This window comes from Chryseobacterium aquifrigidense (genome assembly GCF_006716485.1).
Classification (GTDB): domain Bacteria; phylum Bacteroidota; class Bacteroidia; order Flavobacteriales; family Weeksellaceae; genus Chryseobacterium; species Chryseobacterium vietnamense.
Genome location: NZ_VFPD01000001.1, coordinates 1,184,404 through 1,205,851, shown reverse-complemented (window position 1 = coordinate 1,205,851; position 21,448 = coordinate 1,184,404). Strand labels below are relative to the sequence as shown.

11 protein-coding genes are annotated in these 21,448 nt (G+C 40.1%); 2 read left to right on the top strand and 9 right to left on the bottom strand.

All coding sequences use genetic code 11. The features are described from left to right. Positions 1 to 145 precede the first annotated feature (145 nt). Both FB551_RS05285 and FB551_RS05280 read left to right on the top strand, forming a co-directional pair. The gene (locus FB551_RS05285; RefSeq protein ID WP_047430882.1) at positions 146 to 832 is read left to right on the top strand and encodes an NUDIX hydrolase; all 687 of its coding nucleotides are present in this window, start codon (positions 146 to 148) and stop codon (positions 830 to 832) included. A gap of 645 nt (positions 833 to 1,477) precedes the next feature. Beyond that, positions 1,478 to 3,199 (top strand): RICIN domain-containing protein, encoded by a 1,722-nt coding sequence (locus FB551_RS05280; protein ID WP_142015723.1) that lies wholly within the window; start codon positions 1,478 to 1,480, stop codon positions 3,197 to 3,199. Between the two features lie 405 nt (positions 3,200 to 3,604). Here the strand turns inward: FB551_RS05280 and FB551_RS05275 are convergent, their stop codons facing one another. The 9 genes from FB551_RS05275 to FB551_RS05235 all read right to left on the bottom strand — a co-directional run bounded on the left by FB551_RS05275 (position 3,605) and on the right by FB551_RS05235 (position 21,444). Beyond that, complete coding sequence (locus FB551_RS05275; RefSeq protein ID WP_142015720.1) at positions 3,605 to 5,332, bottom strand: sodium:solute symporter family transporter; 1,728 nt, start codon at positions 5,330 to 5,332, stop codon at positions 3,605 to 3,607. A gap of 3 nt (positions 5,333 to 5,335) precedes the next feature. Then, positions 5,336 to 6,493: an aldose epimerase family protein gene (locus FB551_RS05270; protein ID WP_142015718.1), complete on the bottom strand. Its 1,158-nt coding sequence runs from the start codon at positions 6,491 to 6,493 to the stop codon at positions 5,336 to 5,338. Positions 6,494 to 6,520: 27 nt separating this feature from the next. Then, positions 6,521 to 8,017 carry an L-arabinose isomerase gene (gene araA, locus FB551_RS05265; RefSeq protein ID WP_142015715.1) on the bottom strand — a complete coding sequence of 499 codons (1,497 nt, stop codon included), beginning with the start codon at positions 8,015 to 8,017 and terminating at the stop codon, positions 6,521 to 6,523. Positions 8,018 to 8,056: 39 nt separating this feature from the next. After that, on the bottom strand, positions 8,057 to 8,767 hold the full coding sequence (locus tag FB551_RS05260; RefSeq protein WP_142018071.1) for an L-ribulose-5-phosphate 4-epimerase: 711 nt from the start codon (positions 8,765 to 8,767) through the stop codon (positions 8,057 to 8,059). A gap of 27 nt (positions 8,768 to 8,794) precedes the next feature. Next, positions 8,795 to 10,495 (bottom strand): ribulokinase, encoded by a 1,701-nt coding sequence (locus tag FB551_RS05255; RefSeq protein WP_142015712.1) that lies wholly within the window; start codon positions 10,493 to 10,495, stop codon positions 8,795 to 8,797. Between the two features lie 128 nt (positions 10,496 to 10,623). Beyond that, positions 10,624 to 12,612 (bottom strand): alpha-L-arabinofuranosidase C-terminal domain-containing protein, encoded by a 1,989-nt coding sequence (locus FB551_RS05250; protein WP_142015709.1) that lies wholly within the window; start codon positions 12,610 to 12,612, stop codon positions 10,624 to 10,626. A 53-nt stretch (positions 12,613 to 12,665) separates the two neighbouring features. Then, entirely contained in the window at positions 12,666 to 15,299 is a 2,634-nt protein-coding gene (locus FB551_RS05245; RefSeq protein WP_142015706.1) for a glycoside hydrolase family 3 C-terminal domain-containing protein, read from the bottom strand. Between the two features lie 619 nt (positions 15,300 to 15,918). After that, on the bottom strand, positions 15,919 to 18,654 hold the full coding sequence (locus FB551_RS05240) for a T9SS type A sorting domain-containing protein (protein ID WP_142015703.1): 2,736 nt from the start codon (positions 18,652 to 18,654) through the stop codon (positions 15,919 to 15,921). A 267-nt stretch (positions 18,655 to 18,921) separates the two neighbouring features. Further along, a complete protein-coding gene (locus tag FB551_RS05235) occupies positions 18,922 to 21,444 on the bottom strand; it encodes a glycosyl hydrolase 115 family protein (protein WP_142015701.1) in 2,523 nt (840 codons plus the stop codon). Between the last annotated feature and the right edge of the window lie 4 nt (positions 21,445 to 21,448).

The following is a 21,448-nucleotide window of genomic DNA, read 5'->3' as shown; positions in this document are numbered from 1 at the left end:
TCAGTTTTACCAACTCATCAAGCTCCCAAAATATGCTTTAAGAATAATTTTAATGAAATAAATCATTTATATTTAAAAGTGTAATAATCACATTTATATAATATTGTATTCATAAAAGATTTACCTTTGTAGTAAAATATAAAAGATGACCGAGGATTACTCCCAATATCCCAAACACCTTGTTGCCGTTGACTGTATCATTTTCGGTTTTGATGGCGAAAATCTAAAAATACTTCTTGTAAAAAGAAATTTTGAACCGCAGATGGGCGAATGGTCACTGATGGGCGGCTTCGTTGGCGGTGAAGAAACTTCAGATGAAGCAGCTAACAGAGTGCTTTTTACACTAACCGGTCTTGAAAATATTTATCTTGAACAGCTGAAATGCTATACGGAAATTAACCGTGAGCCAACAGCAAGAATCATGTCTATTTCCTATTATGCACTGATCAATATTGAGAAAGATATTCAGATCAATGAGCAGTACAGTGCAGAATGGGTAGAACTGCAGAAAGCGCCTGATCTTATCTTCGATCATAATGAAATGGTAAAGGATGCTGTAGCCAGGCTGAGGAGAAGAGCTTCCACAGGACCTATCGGGTTTGAGCTTCTTCCTGAAAAATTCACAATGAAGGATCTTCAGAATCTTTACGAAGCTATTTTTGATGAAAAATTTGATAAACGGAATTTTACCAGCAAGATCAACAGTATGGATATTCTTTTGAATACCAACAAAAAGGATATGACCTCTTCCAGAAAAGGATCTTTTCTTTACCGCTTTGACGAAAAAAAATACAACAAAAAAATCTCCCGCGGATTTATGTTTAAGATCTAATCTATACAACTGTATACTTTTGAAAATGAATTTGTAGAAAGTTAACAGTTTGGAGTAATACAAATTCCGCATACTCTTATTAGAAATCTCACTTTTGTGAGATTTTTTTTTGTACTTACCGACAATTTCAAGCAAACCAAACAGTTATTTTCACTTTTTTCAGAATGATCGCAATAAAAATTTATGATAAGGTTTTTTATTTTCTCCTACCACACAATAGATTATAATTAAATGGTTTATAATCGTATTTATGATATGTAATTTTTTGTTAATTTTTAATAAAATATTGACTTATATTTAATATTATGCTTATTTTTATATAAAACTAATAACCATATTTAACGGAAGCTTAGATTTTCACAAACCCATCCTCACCTTCATGGGAAACCAGAAAAAAAGAGAAGAAAAAGATTTTCAAATCAGAAACTGAATAGAAATGATTCAATTGTTCTGTTAAAACCATTGTTGAAGAAACGGAAACAAGTAGTTGAGTAGTTTTAATAGAACAATATAGCATCAATCCTCATTCAAATCCAGCGTCAATAAATCAGAAAGTTTTACTTATCTGCGCAATACTCCTGTGCAGGATGGGAAACAAGTTATTGAAAGCTAAAAAATAAAACCAAACCTTTAAATATATCAAATATGAAAACAAACAAAATGTGGCTTTTTCTGGCCTTTCTGTTAATCATTCTTTCCAGCTGTTCTACGATGGATGAAAAAAATCTACTAGAAGAAGCAGAAACCAACTTAAGTGCCAGCGTTAGCGCAAGAGCATTGGCAGCAACACCAATGCTGCATGTTGGAGGCAAATACCTTAAAGATCCCTGTGACAATAATGTTGTCTTACATGGTGTCGCTATAACTCCCAGCCCCTGGTTCAATGGCTGTCAATATGGTGCTAATTCCGGTTACTGTACCTGGGATAATTATAATGTACAGGGCGCTCTTAACTATAATAAAGCAGTCATGAACAAGCTCAGCAACGCTGCTGATGGCTGGTATCTCAATTACATCCGCCTCCATATTGATCCGTATTGGACCAATGATCCCGGACCGGCTATCCCTGAAAACGATATCTCAAGATTCAATTATAACCGTCTGGTAACATATACCGATCAGGTGATAATCCCACTGATTAACCATGCCCGCAGCTTGGGAATGTATGTCATCCTACGTCCACCAGGCGTATGTCCGAGCCGTATTGCTGTGAACGATGCCTATCATAGCTATCTTAAGACGGTATGGACTTTCCTCTCTCAACATCCCGGATTGAAGAATGCTGACAATGTAATGTTTGAACTTGCCAATGAACCTGTTGAGATTCTTGGAACAAACGGTACATGGGGATCAACGGGCAACGAGCATTTTGCCGCGCTTAAAAACTTCTTCCAGCCACTGGTTAACATCATCCGTAACAACGGGGCCAATAATGTTTGCTGGATACCGGGTACAGGCTGGCAATCACATTATCAAGGCTATGTCAATAACCAGATCACTGGCGGTAATATTGGTTATGCTGTTCATATCTATCCTGGGTATTGGGGTGGTGTCAACAACTATCAATCCTTTCAGAATGCATGGAATATCAATGTTAAACCGATTGCTGACATTGCACCGATTGCTATTACAGAAACCGACTGGGCCCCACAAGGATATGGTACTTTCGGTATTGGTACAACAGGTACGGCAGGCGGAAGCGGATTTGGTGCCAATTTAAAATATATTGTGGATCAGGCCGGCAATGTAAGCTGGAATGTTCTTGCCCCGGATAATCTCCTCCACAAAGGCGATCCTAATGCAGGAACAGCCTACAACAACGATTGGGAAGCCTGCGCCGCACCAGTTAAACAGTGGTTCCAGCAATATGCATCCTCCAATTATCCTGTTGGAAACTGTAATACAAACAGCAGCCTGGTCAACAATGGCATTTACGAAATCGAATTTCAGACCGATGCCAATAAAGTACTTGATCTGAAATCCGGAGAGGATTCCAATGGTGCAGTGCTAAGACCATGGACAAGAAATGGCGCTTCTGCACAGCGATGGGTTGCCATTGATGCGGGTAATGGCTACTGGCGCTTTGTATCTAAAGCGAGTGCATCCAATCGCTGTATTGATTTAGCCAGCAACAGCAATACACTGGGAACTGCAATCCGGCTTTGGCAAAGCTATAGTAACGATGCACAAAGCTGGCAGGTAGTTGCCGCTTCTAATGGTTACTACAAAATCCTGTCCAAGGTGGACCCTACACGTGGCTGGGACATTCCCAACTGTACCATGGATGGTAATTCAAACTTACACCTTTGGGATTATTATGGTACTTCGTGTCAGTTGTTCAAGTTCAAATATATTGGGATGAACTGATATCAATACAAAAACAGGATGCTTTTTAAGCGTCCTGTTTTTTTTATATGCAAAAAGTCAATTTTGCTTCGCAAGACAATGGTGAATTTCTAAAAATTGACAGTGAAACGAATTCACTATTGATCATTCGCTTTTACCAAAACCTCACATACAAGGCAGTCAGTAAAAAGCAATGTCATCACGATCAAAAACTAAAGTTCAGGTTCAAATATATTGAAATGAACTAAGCTCCATAGAAGTGCATTTAGCTAATTCTGAAACAAAAAAACAGAATGCTTTTTAAGCATCCTGTTTTTTTATATGTAAAAAGTCAATTTTGCTTCGCAAGTCAATGATAAATTTTTAAAAATTGACAGTGAAACGAATTCACTATTGACCATTCATTTTTTCATATTCAACGTTCGTTTACCAAAACCTTACATACAAAGCAGTTAGTAAAAGAAGTGTCATCACAATCAAAACTAAAGTTCTGTTGTCTACTTTAAACATCGTAGCATCAATGGCAAAAGCTTTAGGATTAATTTTCGGACCTGCAAGACTGATCAGGATCATGGCAATAATCGTGATAAAGAATGACCATCCCATATTGATCAGGAAAGGAATTTCGGTAATGGTATGCACTACTCCATTTTCCAGCTTTTCATAAGTGAAAGCAGTGTACATCCATGTCTCTTTCCCGAAAATTTCTACGGCAAAGCTGTTGAAGAAGATCGCAAGGACGAAGCCTAAAATAACTCCTACCAAGGCCGCTGTACCAGTCGTTCTTTTCCAGAACATTCCCAGAAGGAACATGGCAAAAACTCCAGGACTGATAAAGCCGGTATATTTCTGGATAAATGTGAAGCCTCCTTCACCCCCAATTCCCAAAACATCTGTCCAGGTGAATGCCAGTGCAGCCATCATGGCGATAATGATTACCCAGCGGCCTGTTCTCACCATCTGAATTTCGGTGGCGTCTGTTTTAAGGTATTTTTTATAGATATCGAGGGTAAAAATGGTTGAGATACTGTTTACTTTTCCTGCCAGGGAAGCGACAATCGCTGCCGTTAATGCTGCAATAGCCAACCCTTTAAGACCGGAAGGTAGAAATCCTAAGATTGCAGAATAGGCTCCGTCTTTTACTCCATTAAATCCCGGAAGGTGTCCTTTTGAATATAAAACGTAAGCGGCAATTCCCGGAAGCATTACGATCACAGGCATGAATAGTTTCAGGAAACCTGCAAATAAAATCCCTGTTCTTGCCGTTTTCAGATCTGCTCCCAAAGCTCTCTGGGTGATGTACTGATTACAGCCCCAATAGTTCAGGTTAACAATCCATTGGCCGGCAAAATACATAGCCAGACCCGGTAGCACGACATACTTCTGTACATCAAGGTTCTGAGGCATTGCCAGCGTAGTTGTGGTCGTTGTTGGTTTTTCAAGAATCAGCTTAAAGTGCTGCGGAGCTTCATTGATCAGGGTATTGAATCCTGCCAGCGCATTTCCTACAGCCGCTCCGTTGATTCTCTGGTCTACAATCTGCAAAGCCATATAAACCGTTGCAAAACCTCCGATAATAAGGACTGCTACCTGGATAACATCTGTATATCCAATTACTTTCATTCCTCCAAGTCCGATCAGAAGGGCCATAAGCAAAAGAGCGATCATAATACCGTGAAGGTGTTCTCCTCCCAGTAAAGTATCAATAGCCAGAGCTCCAAGGTAAAGAATGGAAGTAAGATTCACAATAACATACAGAAACAGCCAGAAGACTGCCATGATCAGCGAAACAGATTTATTATACCTTCTTTCCAGAAACTGGGGCATGGTATAGATCTTATTTTTAAGATAGATCGGAATAAACCAAACTGCGATGATAATTAATGCAAGGGCAGCGATCCATTCGTAAGCGGCAACAGCAATTCCGACAAAGAAACCTTCACCGCTCATCCCGATAAACTGTTCAGCAGAGATATTGGAAGCGATTAAGCTGGCTCCAATCGCCCACCAGGTCAAAGATCCTTCTGCAAGGAAATAATCTTTACTTCCTGTAGATTCAGATTTTTTCTTTTTATAGATCCATAGTCCGTAGGAAGCTACCACTACGAAATAGATCAGGAATATGATAATATCAATAGTTGCTAATTTTCCCATGGTTTAGTTTTTAACGGAGAATTTATAGATGGTTTTCGACTGGTATTTCTGTCCGGGCTTCAGTTCTGTGGAAGGAAAAGAAGGCTGGTTCGGTGAATCCGGGAAATGCTGTGTCTCTAAGCAGAACCCAGTTCTGAATTCATTTTTACCGCCGGTTTTGGTGTCAAACTTTCCGTCGAGAAAATTACCGGAATAAAACTGCACACCGGGTTCATCTGTGAAGACTTCCATCAGTCTTCCTGTTCCCTGGTGATACACTTTGGCGATGCTTCTCAGACCTTTTCCATTCAGTATCCAGTTATGATCATATCCTTTTCCTTTTTTCAGCTGATCATCCTCTGCACTGATATCTTTCCCGATAGGTTTTGAAACCGTGAAATCAAAAGGAGTTCCTTTTACGGCTTTCTGCTCACCGGTAGGAATCAGGGTTTCATTAACCGGAAGGAATTGATCTGCATTAATTTGCAGCTCGTGATCGGTAATCGTTTTAGTGAAATTTCCTGACAGGTTAAAATAGGAATGCTGGGTAAGATTTACCACTGTTGGCTTATCAGTTTCTGCTTCATAGGAGATTTCCAAAGCATTGTCGTCCGTAAGCGTGTAGAAAACGGTTGTTGTCAGTTTTCCCGGATATCCTTCTTCACCATCTGCACTGGTGTAGGATAATTTCAACGTTGGAAATTTTGCATCTTTTACCACTTCAATATTCCAGAATCTGGTATGAAATCCCTCTTTTCCTCCATGAAGGCTGTTGGGTCCATCATTTTTATCGATTTCGTATGCTTTACCTTCCAGTGTGAATTTAGCATTGGCAATTCTGTTACCATATCTTCCGATCAATGCACCGAAATAATACGGGTTGCCATTGAAATACCCTTCTGGTTTTGTAAAGCCAAGGACTACATCCTCATATTTCCCGTTCCTGTCCGGAGCGGTTAAAGAAGTGATAATTCCTCCGAAGTTGATGATCTCAACTTTCATCCCGTTTTTATTGCTTAAAGTATATTTTTTAATAGAATCGCCTTTTGGCGTCACTCCATAGTCTGAAGTATGCACATTCTCCATTTTTCCTGAAATATCCTGTTTGTTATTTTCTTTTCTGCAGCCGAAAATAATTAAAAATAATAAAATAAAAATGCCGTTATGTGTTGCTTTTTTCATAATTATTTACATATTTTTTAAAATTAATTAACGATAATACATTTCATTCCAACGAAGTGTATTTTTGAAATCACGCATTCTGGTATCTTCATCAATAACTAATGATTCAATTCTAGCAATTTCAGCAAAATCCTCCAGCTGCTCTGCTGAAATGTTTTCACTGTAACATGTATGGTGCGCTCCTCCAGCCAGTATCCAGGCTTCTGCGGCGGTATATAAATCAGGAAGAGGTTTCCATAAAACCCTTGCTACCGGAAGTTTTGGCAACTCTTCTGTAATTTCCAATGCTCTGGTTTTATTGATCAGCAGTCTGAAATGGTTTCCAAAGTCCATCAGGGCAGCGTTGAGAGAATCAATGTTTCCTCTGGAATTGAAAACGAGACGCACCGGATCTGCTTTTCCCCCGATTCCCAGCGGATGAATCTCACATGAAGGTTTTCCGGCTGCCAGCACAGGATCTACTTCCAGCATGTGGGAACCTAAAATGGAAGGATTGGAAGGATCCAGATGATAGGTATAATCTTCCATAAAGGCATTTCCTCCTTCAAGGTCCTGCCCCATTGTTTTCATGGCGCGTACGAGTGCTGCTGTTTTCCAGTCTCCTTCGCCTGCAAATCCGTATCCTTTCTGCATAAGGCGCTGTACGGCAATTCCCGGCAGCTGCTCCAGCCCGTGAAGGTCTTCAAAGGTATCTGAAAATCCTTTAAATCCTCCTTCTTTTAAAAATTTTCCAAGTCCCAATTCAATTTTTGCAGCGGTGTGCAGTGAACTTCTTTGGGCTCCTCCTGCCAAAAGAGAGGCTGCCATGTGATAAGAAGATTCATATTCTTCCATCAGGCTTTTTATTTCTCCTTCACTTACTGAGTTAATAACTCCTACAAGATCACCGATTCCCCAGGTATTGACTGAAAAGCCGAATTGGGTTTCAGCTTCCACTTTATCTCCATCTGTAACGGCTACAAATCTCATATTATCTCCAAAGCGTGCAAATTTAGCTCCCTGCCAGTCGTCCCAGCCTGCAGCAACACGGCTCCAGTCACCGATCTGCCTCTGAACTCTTTCTTCTGACCAGTGTCCTACCACTACCTTTCTGTTTTTTCGGAGTCTACTTACCATGAAACCGAATTCACGGTCTCCGTGAGCTGCCTGGTTAAGATTCATAAAATCCATATCCATGGTAGACCACGGAATATCTCTGTTGAACTGGGTATGCAGATGCAGAAGAGGTTTCTGTAAAATTTTTAATCCTCTGATCCACATTTTGGCGGGTGAAAAGGTATGCATCCAGGTAATAATTCCTATACAGTTTTCTGCCTGATTGGCGGCTGCAATGGTTTCAAATATCTCTTCGGTGGTTTTTACCGTCGGCTTTACAATAACTTTTACCGGAATGAAAGAAGATTTTTCAAGTTCTGCCACAATTTTCTGTGAGTGGTCTGCCACCTGCGCCAGTGTTTCAGGTCCGTATAGATGCTGACTTCCTGTGATGAACCAGACTTCTTTGGTATTGAGGGGTGTTAACATAATTTTGTTGATCGTTAATAGTTGTTTATGTTGAAGTGTTTAGTGTTTAAATTCCTGTCCATAGTAAGCGTTCTTGCCGTGCTTACGTTCATAGTGTTTTTTGATGAGTGATTCTTTCAGACGTTCTGCATCAGGATTGATCTGTCTGGTGAGATACGCCATTTCGGCAATGGTTTCGAGCACTTTGCTGTTGTAGACTGCTTTCTCAGCATTTTTTCCCCAGGTAAACGGACCGTGATTGCCGATCAGAACCATTTCTACTTCTTCCGGAGAGAGCTGTTTTTCTTTAAAGCATTCCAGAATCTGTATTCCTGTATTGTATTCGTAGTTTCCTTCAATCAGTTCATCCCGCATCGGTGGAGCGCAGGGAATATCTGTCGTTAAATGATCTGCATGGGTAGTTCCGAATACAGGAATATCCATTTGCGCCTGTGCCCAAGCCACGGAATAGATCGCATGAGTATGTGAAATTCCACCGATATTTTCCCAGTTTTTATACAAATAAGCATGGGTCTTGGTATCGGAAGAGGGTCTGAGCCTGCCTTCAATGACATTGGCATCAAAGTCCAGAATCACCATATCTTCCGGCTTTAAAACGTCATAAGGAACACCGCTGGGTTTAATGGCAAAAATGCCTTTGTCACGGTCTACAGCACTCACATTCCCGAAAGTATAAACCACCAGCTTCAGCGCATCCAGCTGCATATTCGCTTCATAACATTCTCTTTGGAGTTCTTTATAGGTATTCATTTTGAGTATCATTCAAAAGGTTAATATTCAGGAGTTCTGAAGTTCTTTTCTGTTGTTTTTCAGCTTGGTATTGTATTCTACAAAATCAGCGAGCTTCTGGTATTGCTGCATTAATTCTCTGTAGTGCTGTACTTCTTCGGCTTTCGGCTGGTATTCCGCTTCAAATGCGGAGCCCATTTTCATGCTTGCTTCCTGAACGGTAGGATAAATCCCTGCTGATACGGCCGCATAAACAGCAGCTCCCAAAGCAGGAGTCTGGTCCGAAGCGGCAACCACAATCGGCATATCCAGAACATTAGCGAGTGTCTGCATGATAAACGGCGATTTCCTTGCTACTCCTCCGATTCCGATCACTTTATTGATTTTCACACCTTCCTCTTCAAACCGGTCAACGATCTTTTTAGCTCCGAAGCAAATAGCATTCACTAAAGCTTTGAAAATATGAGGAGCTTTTGTTCCCAGAGAAAGCTGGCTGATCGCTGCCTTAAGTTCCTGGTCTGCATCCGGTGTTCTTCTTCCGTTTACCCAGTCCAATGCAACCGGAACGGTATCTGAAAGAGGAATTTTTTCAGCTTCAAGGGTTAATTTTCTGATAAGTCCTGTCTCCATTTCTTCAGCAAGCTTTGTCTTCTGCTCATCTGAAATACTTTCAGATTGCATCATAACCTGGTGAACCGGCCACATTAAAATATCTTTATACCATGCCAGTACATCTCCAAAGGCAGACTGTCCTGCTTCAAGCCCTATCAATCCTGGAATTACGGAGCCCTCAACCTGTCCACAGATTCCTTTTACCGTTGTATCCCCGACAGCTTCCTGTGAGGCTACCATAATATCACAGGTAGAAGTTCCCATGATCCTGATCAGTGTATTTTCTTCCACCCTTGCTCCCACAGCTCCTGAATGGGCATCAAAGGTTCCTACGGTAATGATGGTTTTGGTGGTAAGACCTGTTTTTGCAGCCCATTCTTCATTCAGGTAACCGGCAATTTCATCTGAAGTATAGGTTTCCCGGTATAATCTTGCTCTGAGCGCTCCCAGAGAAGGATCAAGCCTGTTGAGGAATTCTTCGGAAGGCAGACCGTCCCATGACTCATGCCACATGGCTTTATGACCAGCTGCACAACGGCTTCTTTTAAAGGTGGCCAGATCTTTATGATCTGATAAAAGGAAAGTCAGATAATCACAGTGTTCCATCCAGCTATAAGCTACATTTTTTACTTCTGCATCTGCTCTGCTGATGTGCAGTATTTTAGCCCAGAACCATTCTGAAGAATAAATACCGCCTTCATATTTTGTATAATCTTCACCACCCCATGTTCTTGCCAGGATATTGATTTCTTCGGCTTCACGAATAGCGGTGTGGTCTTTCCATAAAACCATCATAGCATTGGGATTTTCTTCAAATCCCGGAACCAGGGCCAGGGCTGTTCCGTCACTGGTTACAGGAAGCGGTGAAGAGCCTGTAGTATCAATACAAATACTGACGATCTGCTCTGCCGGTATCCCGCTTTCTCTTACTACTTCTGAAATAGTCTTTTCCAGACCTTCAATATGATCTGAAGGATGCTGTCTGAAACTGTTGGCTGAGGGATTACAGAATTTACCTTCCTTCCATCTCTGGTAGTAGCTGACTGAAGAAATTATTTCGGAACCGTTTTCAGTATCAATAAGGACGGCCCGTACGGAATCTGTACCATAGTCCAGCCCGATAACATATTTTTTCATGGTGGTGAAACGTTTTTGATTGTTGAGATTTTAAATTCTCCTGATGAGATAAAAACAAATATAAGATTCTATTTTAAATAAATGTAAAAAACACACTTATTTTTCATAAACACATGTTTTACAGTTAATTAAATTGTATTTAACTTTAAAACCACTAAAGAGTTGGCCGGAATTTCCGTTGAAATTTCACCATTTTTGGCTTCAGAAATCTCTTCTTTAGGTTTTATGGGTTCAGCATCGAAACTATTTTCAGTAGAAAGCTGTGGTGCAGACAGAAGGATTTTGGTTATTTTCTTCCCTGTTTTCAGAGTTCCGGGTTTGATATTTACTGTTTTAGCCTGAGTATCAGTATTAACTATTTTAATAATGATCTCATGAGTTTTAACATCCTTTACTGCTGTAGCGTATAATTTTTCCTGGCCGGATACCGCTTTTCTGTTGCTTTCTATTTTCAGTACATCCGTTCCTTTGTTGTTGGAGAATAATTTCTGAACATAATAGTTTGGGGTTGCATAAGATTTCAGATTATTGAACCAGATAAGATCAGGTGTCCACTGCCAACCATCAGCATGGGCAAAAAGCGGTGCATAGGAAGTCATATACACAACATCTGCATTTCTTTCAAGACCGGTCATAAAAGCGGCTTCTGAAAGGGCGGTCAACCAGTTATTTTTATTATCTGGTTTTACCACACCTACAGACTGGGCTGCATATTCCCCGGCAAAAACTTTTGGTCCGGAACGGTCATAATGGTCATACCTGCCGGCATTTTTCATGAACCATTCAGGAGAGTTGTAATAGTGCTCATCTACAATCTGTGCATTAAGCTGTTTCAGCTCTTTCCAGCCATATTCGAAGAACTCGCCATCAGGTGACGGTCCACTTCCAGAGATAATCTTAATACCAGGATATTTAGCATGAATGGCTTTTTCAAATACTTTATAGCGTTCAATATAATCTGCTCCCCACTGCTCATTTCCCACTCCGATAAATTTTAAATTAAAAGGTTTCGGATGTCCCATTTCAGTTCGGATTCTCCCCCATTTTGTACCGGAATCTCCGTTGGCAAATTCAATCAGGTCCAGGGCATCCTGAACGTAGGGATCAAGGTCTTCCATTTTCACCAGTTCTGCCGTATTGAACTGGCAAGCCATACCACAGCTCAGAATAGGAACAGGTTCTGCGCCGAGATCTTCGGAAAGCTGGAAATATTCAAAAAATCCCAGTCCGAAAGACTGTCCGTAATCCGGTGTAAGCCTGTGTGGAAATCCTGTACTCCATTTATTGATGAGATATTCACGGTCTGCTGCATTTCCTATTGTTTTTTTCCATTGATACCGCTCTGCCAAAGTTCTTCCTTCAACAATACAGCCTCCAGGAAATCTCAAAAATCCGGGCTGCAAATCATATAGTTTCTGAACAAGATCTTTTCGTAATCCTCCTTTTCTGCCTTTCCAGGTATTTTGAGGGAAAAGTGAGATCATATCCATATTTACAATGCCGTTTCCTGTAAATGTGATCTGCAGTTTTGCTTTTTCTATGGTCTGCGGTGCTTTGAAAACGGCTGTATACTTCTGCCACCCCTTTCCTTTTATAAGTGTGGAAACTGAAGAAATTTCCTTACCGCTTTCATCAACAAGACTTGCATTTACCGCAGCAATATTTCCTGAAACATTCTCCAGATCAAAACTGAAATCATAATTTTCACCCTGATGAATACCTATTCCTCTGAATCCTTCATTCTCCAGAATATAATTTTTATCGTTCAGAACGGTAATTCGTGCGTAATTTTTATTGGTTTTGGCAGGGTCGGAATAAATGGTCAGAAACCCGGAATCAAGATTAGGAGAAAGTGTTTTTGTGTTGGGCTGTTTCCATCCTGTAAATGGCTCATCAAATTCAAAGCTTCGGTTTTTAATCAGCTCAGCATACAATCCGCCATCTGCTGCAAAATTGATGTCTTCAAAGAAAATCCCGTACATGGTGGGCTGTATTTTAACAGGAGCAGAGGTTTCTTTCAGATCCAGATCAAAGGTACGGACCGTCTTATTCTGAGCCGAAAAAAAAGCAGCACTGAGGGAAATTGCGATAGAAAATATTTTATTTTTTGTTATCATAGATCGTATATTTTGAAAACTAAAGCATGTCTCAATTTGTTTTGAATCAATTTTTATTTTACTGTTAGCGGGATACTTTTCAACCCTGCGTCATCAGAAGTTCCCCCATAAAAAATGGTATAGTCACCGGGTTTTGAAACCAAATCATCTGCTTTTTCATCATAAAAGGCAAATGAATCTTTGGAAAGGTTGAGCTGAATATTTTTTGTTTCTTTGGATTTAATCAAAGTTCTTTCAAAAGCTCTTAACGTTTTTAACGGCACGTGGATATCATTATTTCTTTTAATATAGACCTGAACCACTTCTTCGCCATCCCTTTCTGAAACATTGGTTACCGGAATTGTGATCGTCACATTTTCGTTGGTACTGATTGTATTTTTGCTCAGTTTTGAATCTCCGTAAACAAATTTGGAATAGCTCAGTCCATGCCCGAATGCGTAAAGAGGTTTTTCCGTCATATAACGGTAGGTTCTCCCCTGCATATCATAATTTTCAAATCCTTCATGTTTGCTTGTCTTTGAAAGAGCATTGTCCAGCTGTTCAAGGTTTTTATAAAAAGTAATGGGCAATTTTCCGGAAGGGTTATAATCCCCTGCCAAAACATCTGCTACAGCAGTTCCTCCGGATTGCCCGCCATACCAGGCATTTAGTAAAGCACCATAATTTTTTTCATCCTTCTCCAATCCCAGAGCACTTCCGGTACAAAGAACAAAAACAACAGGTTTGCCGGTTTTTCTAAGCTCTGCCAACAGGTCCCGCTGAACTTTAGGGAGGGCAATGGAAGTTTTATCACCTCCTCTGAAGCCTTCTGCATTCACCATCATCTCTTCACCTTCCAGACTTGGAGAAAGTCCACCTGCAAAGACAATGACATCTGCACTTTTCACCTTTTCTCTCACCGAAGCAAAATTAACAGGGTCTTTTCTGTAGACTTCAAAGCTGATGCTTACATATTTTCCTTTTTGTGTATGACGCAGCTCTATCTGGTATTCTTTTCCTTTTTCCATTTTTACAGGAAACTCCGAAGGATGTCTTGCATCAGGTCCTTTCCTTGTGGCGATTTCTTTTCCGTCCACGAAAAGTGTATAGATATCAGAAGTGGAAGCAGAAAATATAACATCTCCTGTATAAGTGCTTTTGAAAACCCCTGAAATGATAGCTGAGGTATTTTCTCTTCCTACATTGGGAGCCAACTGAGTTCCTCCAAAGCTGTTATAGCTGATGGCGGTGGAATTTACGGAAGTATTGGCCGGCTGCCCTTTGAATTCATTATTATTGAAGAACTCTACTTTCATTCCTTTCGCGCCGTTTTTCTGACTGATGAAATTCTGGTACAATGACGTTCTGGAAGAAGGATCTGTAACTTCACTTCCCTTTTCGTAGATGATTTCAGCATTCGGGAATTTGGATTTGATTCCGTCTAAAATCGTTACAATGGAAGAAGGCGTTCCGTTATAGTTTCCTAACTGCATCAATCCGTCATCAGCATTCGGACCTACAACGGCAATTTTTTTAATACTTCTGCTGAGAGGCAGAATATTCTTTTCATTTTTCATCAGCACAATTGATTTTTGTGCCATTTTCAGTGCCTGCTTTTTATGTTCTTCAGAATCTACTACAGAATATGGAATGGTATTCCAGTGAACGGAAGATTTCGGATCAAGCATTCCCAGCTCAAACCAACCTTTCAGGATTCTGCGCATCGATGCATCGATATCATTTTCGGTAATCAGCCCGCTTGCAAGAGATTTATTCAGATTGTTATAGGTATCTCCACATTCCAGATCTGTAGAATGTTTCAAAGCATCTGCTGCGGTTGTTTTCTCATCAGGATGGGTACCATGGTATTTTTTCTGAAAGAAATCGGCCAGTGCCCAGCAGTCTGAGACCACCATTCCGTCATACTTCCATTTTCCACGGAGAATTTCAGTAAGCAAAGTATTGTTTGCACAACATGGCTGCCCGTCAAAGGCATTGTAGGCGCACATCACTTCCCTTACATTTCCTTCCTGAACCAATGCTTTGAAAGCGGGAAGATAGGTTTCATACAGATCTCTTTTTGAGATTTCTGCATTGTAAGAATGGCGGTTCCATTCCGGTCCGCTGTGTACCGCAAAATGTTTGGCGCAGGCATGAGTTTTAAAATATTTAGGGTCGTTTCCCTGCAGACCTTTTACCGCTGCAACGCCGAGAACAGAGGTAAGATAAGGGTCTTCACCATAGGTTTCCTGACCTCTTCCCCATCTTGGGTCACGGAAAATATTGATATTGGGTGTCCAGAAGGTAAGTCCTTCGTACCGCCCTGTTTTTTTTGCTTCATCAAAAGACCTGTTGTATTTTGCCCGTGCTTCATCAGAAATCATTTCAAACGTTTTAAAATGTTCCGTAACATCCCACGTGGCTGCCATCCCGATTGCTTGGGGAAAAACAGTGGCTGTACCTGCTCTTGCCACCCCATGGAGTGCTTCATTCCACCATCCGTAGGCAGGAATTTCCAGACGGGGAACTGCCTGGGAGTTATCCATCATCATTCCTATCTTTTCTTCTGTTGTCAGTAAAGAAAGAAGGTTCTCTATTCTTTCATTAACCGGAAGGTCCGGATTTCTGAATGGGTATTTATAATGGCTTTGGGCAAAAAATAAAGGGGTTGCCAGGGTTGCACATAGGATTATTACAATTCTTTTCATAGGTATATGGTTTCAATAAAGTCCTAAGAATTTGTGGATTCTGTAATTAATGGTTTTCTAACCACAGATTTCACAGATTTTCACAGATGACTGCGCATATTTCTTTATAAGAATTAGGGATCAGTAAAGTCCGAAAAATGGCTGTGGATTTTGTGATTAATAATTTTCTAACCACAGATTTCACGGATTTTCACAGATGACTGCGCGTATTTCTTATTAAGAATTAGGGATCAGTAAAGTCCTAAAACTTTGTGGATTCTGTAATTAATGATTTTCTAACCACAGATTTCACAGATTTTCACAGATGACTGCGCATATTTCTTTATAAGAATTAGGGGTCAGTAAAGTCCGGAAAAAGGCTGTTGATTTTGTGATTAATCATTTTCACACCACTGATTTCACATATCTTCATGGATAATTATGTTTTCATTCTTATTTTATACAAATTGCCCGTATCATTGAGCAGCAATGCACTAAAAAACAAATATAATGTTCTATTTTAAATAAATGTAAATAATACACTTAAATTAATGATAAATCACAGTTATTTTTGGTTTTCATCTACGAAATTGTGGAAATAAGCCACCATAAGCAATGTTTATGATGGCTTAAATTCAATTTATTCTTTGACAAATTTTTGTTTTACCACTGTATTATTCTTTTGAGTAACCTCAATAAAGTAAATACCAGCGGGGAAATCTCCCACATTAATATGGTTTTTCCCTGAATTTATTTTTACTCCGGATCTGATGACACCACCTCTTCCATCAAAAATGGTTGCCGTAGCTTCTGAGAGATCAGAATCAATGAAAAGATCTGATTTTACCGGATTTGGATATATTTTCACACTTTCTTTTTGAGTCTCACCAGGAATATTTCTGGCACTTAACGATCCGAAATTTAAAGGAAGAACATTGGCAGAATAGGCATTTTCTTCTGTAAGATATGCTTTGAAAGATCCTATTGCAGGCTCACTTCCGGCAGTTACTTTATAGAAGCCTGTTACTCCGTTTTCTGTTTTCAGCACATAAGCATTGGCAGGAACTTTAATGCTCTGATAAACTCCGTTCATCTGATTGACAGTAATTGCTTTGGGTGTCGAAACGTTTCCTGAACCGTTGAAAGTTATATTTCCTGTCGCATTAATGATTACCGGAGTATTTGCGGGAATAATTCCGTTTGAAACTGCGATACAGTTGATATTATTGGCATTCGGAGACATCAAATAAGCAGTAACTCCAGATGGTATATTGGCCTGGAATGGCAGGATCAGCACATCATAACCATTAAATGTACGACTGTAAGAGGCCGTATTGGCTGTGAAATTAAACGGCACCTGAAAATCCATACCCTGACCGGAAAGGACAAGATTTGAACAAGCTGTCCCTGAAATCACATTATTGGCAGATGAAGTTACGTTTGAATTCACATAATAGATGCTGTTAGTGTTAGCACTCATAGGCTGCCAGTTATTAGAGGAAGTAACTCCTGCTGCATTTCTGAAGTCTACAGAAGTGTAATAGCCGTTTTCCAGGGCATCCATCAGATAGCTGTCGCTTGCGGAATAGGTTCCTCCAAATTTGGAAGCAATTTCATTACCCACATTGAAATAAACATCACCCAGATTAAGCGTAAGTACAGAGCTGTAATTGGAATTTCTCAGTCCTAAAATTCCTTTGCAGCCGTCTGTAAGAACCTGTCTTGAAATATCGAATGTGATATCGAAATTTCCTCCCTGAGGAAAATTAATTTTGCCGTAATTATATGATTTGGTTATGCCCAGGTTATTGATATAGTATAAAGTAGTATTGTCCGAATAGCTTTGTCCCGCCGTTGTATAGCTGTTTACATGCAGGATCAGTTTATTGTACCTGTCATTAAGCTGAAGATATCCGTTAGCCGTAGTCATATTATTGCTGATAAGAGGGCTTGGATTGGAGAATGTCACCGTTGTATTACTGATATTGAATCCTGTCCCAAAAGATGTACTGGTAGCCGTTTGGGTCTCAATTTTATTATAATGAATATCACCACCTGTCATCAGAGAAGCAGGCCTGTCACCACTTTTATTAAAAACAAATGTCATGACACTGGAAGGGCTGATATCAGCAGTAGGCCGGAATGTTGCCGTACTCAAAGAAATAGGTGTGTTGACCATATTGGATTGTGTATTGGTCAGGATTTTTGTTCCTGAAGTTGTATAAAAAGGCAGGTCAACTTTCAAACTATATGTATTCTGAGAAGGATTGATGACCATAAGAACGACCTGATTGCCATCCTGGGAAATATAGGAAGAGCCTTGTAAAACTCCGGTTTTGTCATCCCATTTTGCCTCTATTCTCGTCTTTCCTGTTGTGTATTTGGCATAATGTGAAAGAATATAGCCTCTTTTGGTCATTACACCTGCAGGAGTTCCGTAAGTTCCGTCACCCATTAAGCCATAATAACGTTTGGCAGAATAATGAATCCAGGCATTGACATTGCCCAATAATGCATTGTTGACACTACCAGCGAAAGTAAAAGCATCTGTATTCCAGCTGAAATCACGGGCTGGCTGGGTAGATGAAGAGTTCCAGTTGATCAGATATTCTGTCTGCCAGATTTCTTTGTTGTAATTCTGGAATTGTTTGTAGGTAGACTGCATAAGCCCATATTGATGACCGCCATACACTTCAAAATTAGCCATTGCCGTAGGATCCAGCAAAGCACTGGCAAAATTATCCGTAAATCCGACACTTTCTGGAGCAATTACTTTACAGTTGATGAGTTGCCCGTAATTTTTGATAAAATTGGTAATCTGTGCAGGAGTCCATATACATCCCTGATACTGGGCCATTTCATCCGGCTCATTCTGGATTGAAATATAATCAAGCTCTACTCCATTGTTCTGGAGATAGGTCACAAAGCTGTTAAGATAAAGGGCATAGTCCTGATAATTTTCCGGCTTTAAATATCCGATCTGCTGTACTCCGTTGGCATCGGTATAGACTGCATTTACATGGTTATTGGTTTTCCAGGCTGCGGGCATTGTCCATGGTGAGGCGAAAATGGTAAGCCCCATAGATTTGGCGAGCTGTGCTGTGGCAAGTACGGAACTCCAGTTGCTGCTGTTCTCGGGAATATACAATCTCATAATGTTATATCCACCTTCACTGGAAGTGCCCCAAAGTGTCTGAATTTCTGAGGTAGACATATGGTTATACGCAAACTGAGGACTGCATACAAATCCCCCGAATCCTTTTATTTTCTGATAAGATGTGTTCTTATCAATTTTTACAGTGGTAAGCTGTCCATGCAGCAGACAACTGAAAAACAATATAGAATGAATACTGACAAGATTTAAAAGTTTTTTCATAATGGTTTAGTTTTAGATAGTCGTGATTTTGATTGCAAATAATTAGAGTAAGGGCAATAGAGTCCCCATCAAGACAGTTCATTTTTAAAAACCGTCAGGAAATATCCTGAAATAGATCAGGCAGCGATCTGTTAAATAAAGCTGTTTACAAAATCATCCGCTGTTTTTTCTCTTCATTCTCTGTCAGGGAACTGTATTTCAGATTGGATGTGAATAAAGGTTAGTGTTTCATAATTAAAGTGTTGTTTGTGATGAGTATTGGAGCATTCAGTGAAGTATTTCGCTTTCGGGAGCGCCCAGATAAGAGGGTTTTAAACCTCCGGTGTTGATCAGGAGTTTTTCAAGGACAATTCCTGGTTCCAGCACTCTGAAACGTAAAGTATGTTTTCCTGTCTGCTGAACCGAATGTTTTGTAGCGGATTTAATGATATGTTCAGACTGCCATCTTCCCAATTCTCCTTTGTAATGGCCATTGAAGTTGACAATCTGCGGAGTTTCGTTGTCAAAAGAAATCTCATAACGCAATCCTTTATTATGATTAAAATTTAAAGTCGGAGCTAATAATAACTGGACTTCAAACTCACCTTTTGATTCAAAGTTTATATCATATTCAAGCCAGATATTTTCATCAGCTTTTGGATAGGCATTCTGCGGAAAGGTTGTCACCCCCGATTTTGTTTTTCCGAAATCAGGAATCACTTCCCAATGGATCCGGTCAGAATTACTCATTCTTGCAAAATTTTCTGCTTCAATGGAAACATAACCATTTTTCTCCTGAAATATCTTTTCTTTGGGAACCTCATCGTCAGAAATATAGGTCACTTCTGGCATTATATTTTCTTTTCCGTCTGCCCAGCTTTTATATCCTATTCTCATCTGATCCATCATATGCTTCCATTTTCCTCCGGCAATCACATTATTGTATTGATTGTCCAGATAAGCGTTTCTTTCAAAACATGTCTTCACTTTATCTGCATAGAAATTGGCTTCCGGATCTTTTTTCGCTGCCAGTTCCCTGTTTTTTGCTACAGCGTAGTACATTTCGTACAAATTGCTGCATGCATCGATAGGATACAAAACCAACTGATAATACGCATCCTGATATTCTGCCGGAATCTGCTCTTTTAACCGTAAAGCTTCTACGGCCAATGCTCTGTAATCATTTAAAACCGTCTCAAATTCATGATAATTTTCAAGGCTGTACGTTTTGCTGTCAAGGGTTTCAGGCGTAACTCTCCTGTTGTATTTGGCATATAGATTAATCATCCTGGCAATTTCTTTGGCGTGTTTTTCACCAAACTGCTGAGCAGTCCATTTCTCAGTATATTCCAGAAGGTTTTTAGCGTTAAACTGTTTTGGATTCCAGGCCATTTCCAGGAAAAAACTGATCGGAAATTCCATAGGTTTTAAATCCCCTACATTCACTACCCAAAGCTTATCTACTTTATGTTCGTAAGAAAGATTCATCTGTTCCCAGACTCTCTGAATAGGACTTATGTTGATCCATTTGGAGTTTCTCGGTCCGCCTACATAATCAAAGTGGTAATAGATTCCATAGCCTCCTTTATGCAAAGGTTTTGAAAGATCCGGAAGCTTTCTTACATTTCCCCAGTTATCATCACAGAACAGCAGGATCACGTCATCCGGAACCCGCATTCCTTTATCATAATAGTCCTGAACTTCTTTATACAATGCCCAGACCTGAGGTATTTTCTCTGCTTTCTTTCCGGTAACATCTGCAATGATTTTACGCTGGTCTTTTACAATTTTCTCCAGCAAGGAAATATTGGTTCCTTCTCCCATTGCTTCGTCGCCGTCACCACGCATTCCCACTGTAACGAGCTTTTCCCAGTTTTTACTTCTTTCGAGTCCGGATTTCCAGAATTTCTGTAAAACATCCGCATTTTTAGCGTAATCCCAGACATTCGGGAGGTTATTTTTTTTGATATACCTGTGCCAGTCGGTTTGTGCCAAAGCCATAGGTTCATGGTGGGAAGTTCCCATAACAATTCCCATTTCATTTGCTAATGGCCCGCTCAGAGGATCATCGTCATAGAATGCTTTTCCCCACATTGCCGGCCAGATATAATTTCCTTTAAGGCGCAGGATCAGTTCAAAAACTTTTTCGTAGAACTTACTGTTTACTCCGCCAAATGTAGCTCTTGCCCATCCTCCCAACGAAGGTTCTTCATCGTTAAGGAAAATACCGCGATACTCTACCGCAGGCTCACCATCGGTATAGATTCCCTTTTTAAAGTATACATTATCTTTTTTCTCAACCGGAACATCTGCCCAGTAATACCAGGGAGAAATACCTATCTGCTGAGACATTTCATAGATCCCATAAATGGTTCCTCTTTTATCGCTTCCTGCAATCACGATGGCCTCAGAAACGCCAGGAAAAGGATTGCTGACATTCTGAATGATATATTTTTCCCTTTTCCCTGCCAATGCTTTTCCATCCAGCTTTTTTTGTCTTATTAAATCATCAATGACCGATTTTGTCCCTACCGTTCCGATAATGAGTAAAGGTGACTGCAATCCTGATATACGGTTAAGAATCACAGGCTGCTCTCCTGTCACTTTCTCAAAATCGGTCTGCAGATTTTTCACAGCTCTCATAATTCCATGATCTATCCCGGAATTAGTAAAAATCGAAAGATGGAATGTTTTTTCTTTTAAAGCGATACTTCCGGAGGTTTTCTCAGTGGTGATGAACGGTTCTGCTGCATGAATTTGTATACAAAACCCAAATAATACAGTGAGAAAAAATATTTTTAGATGATTCATAATC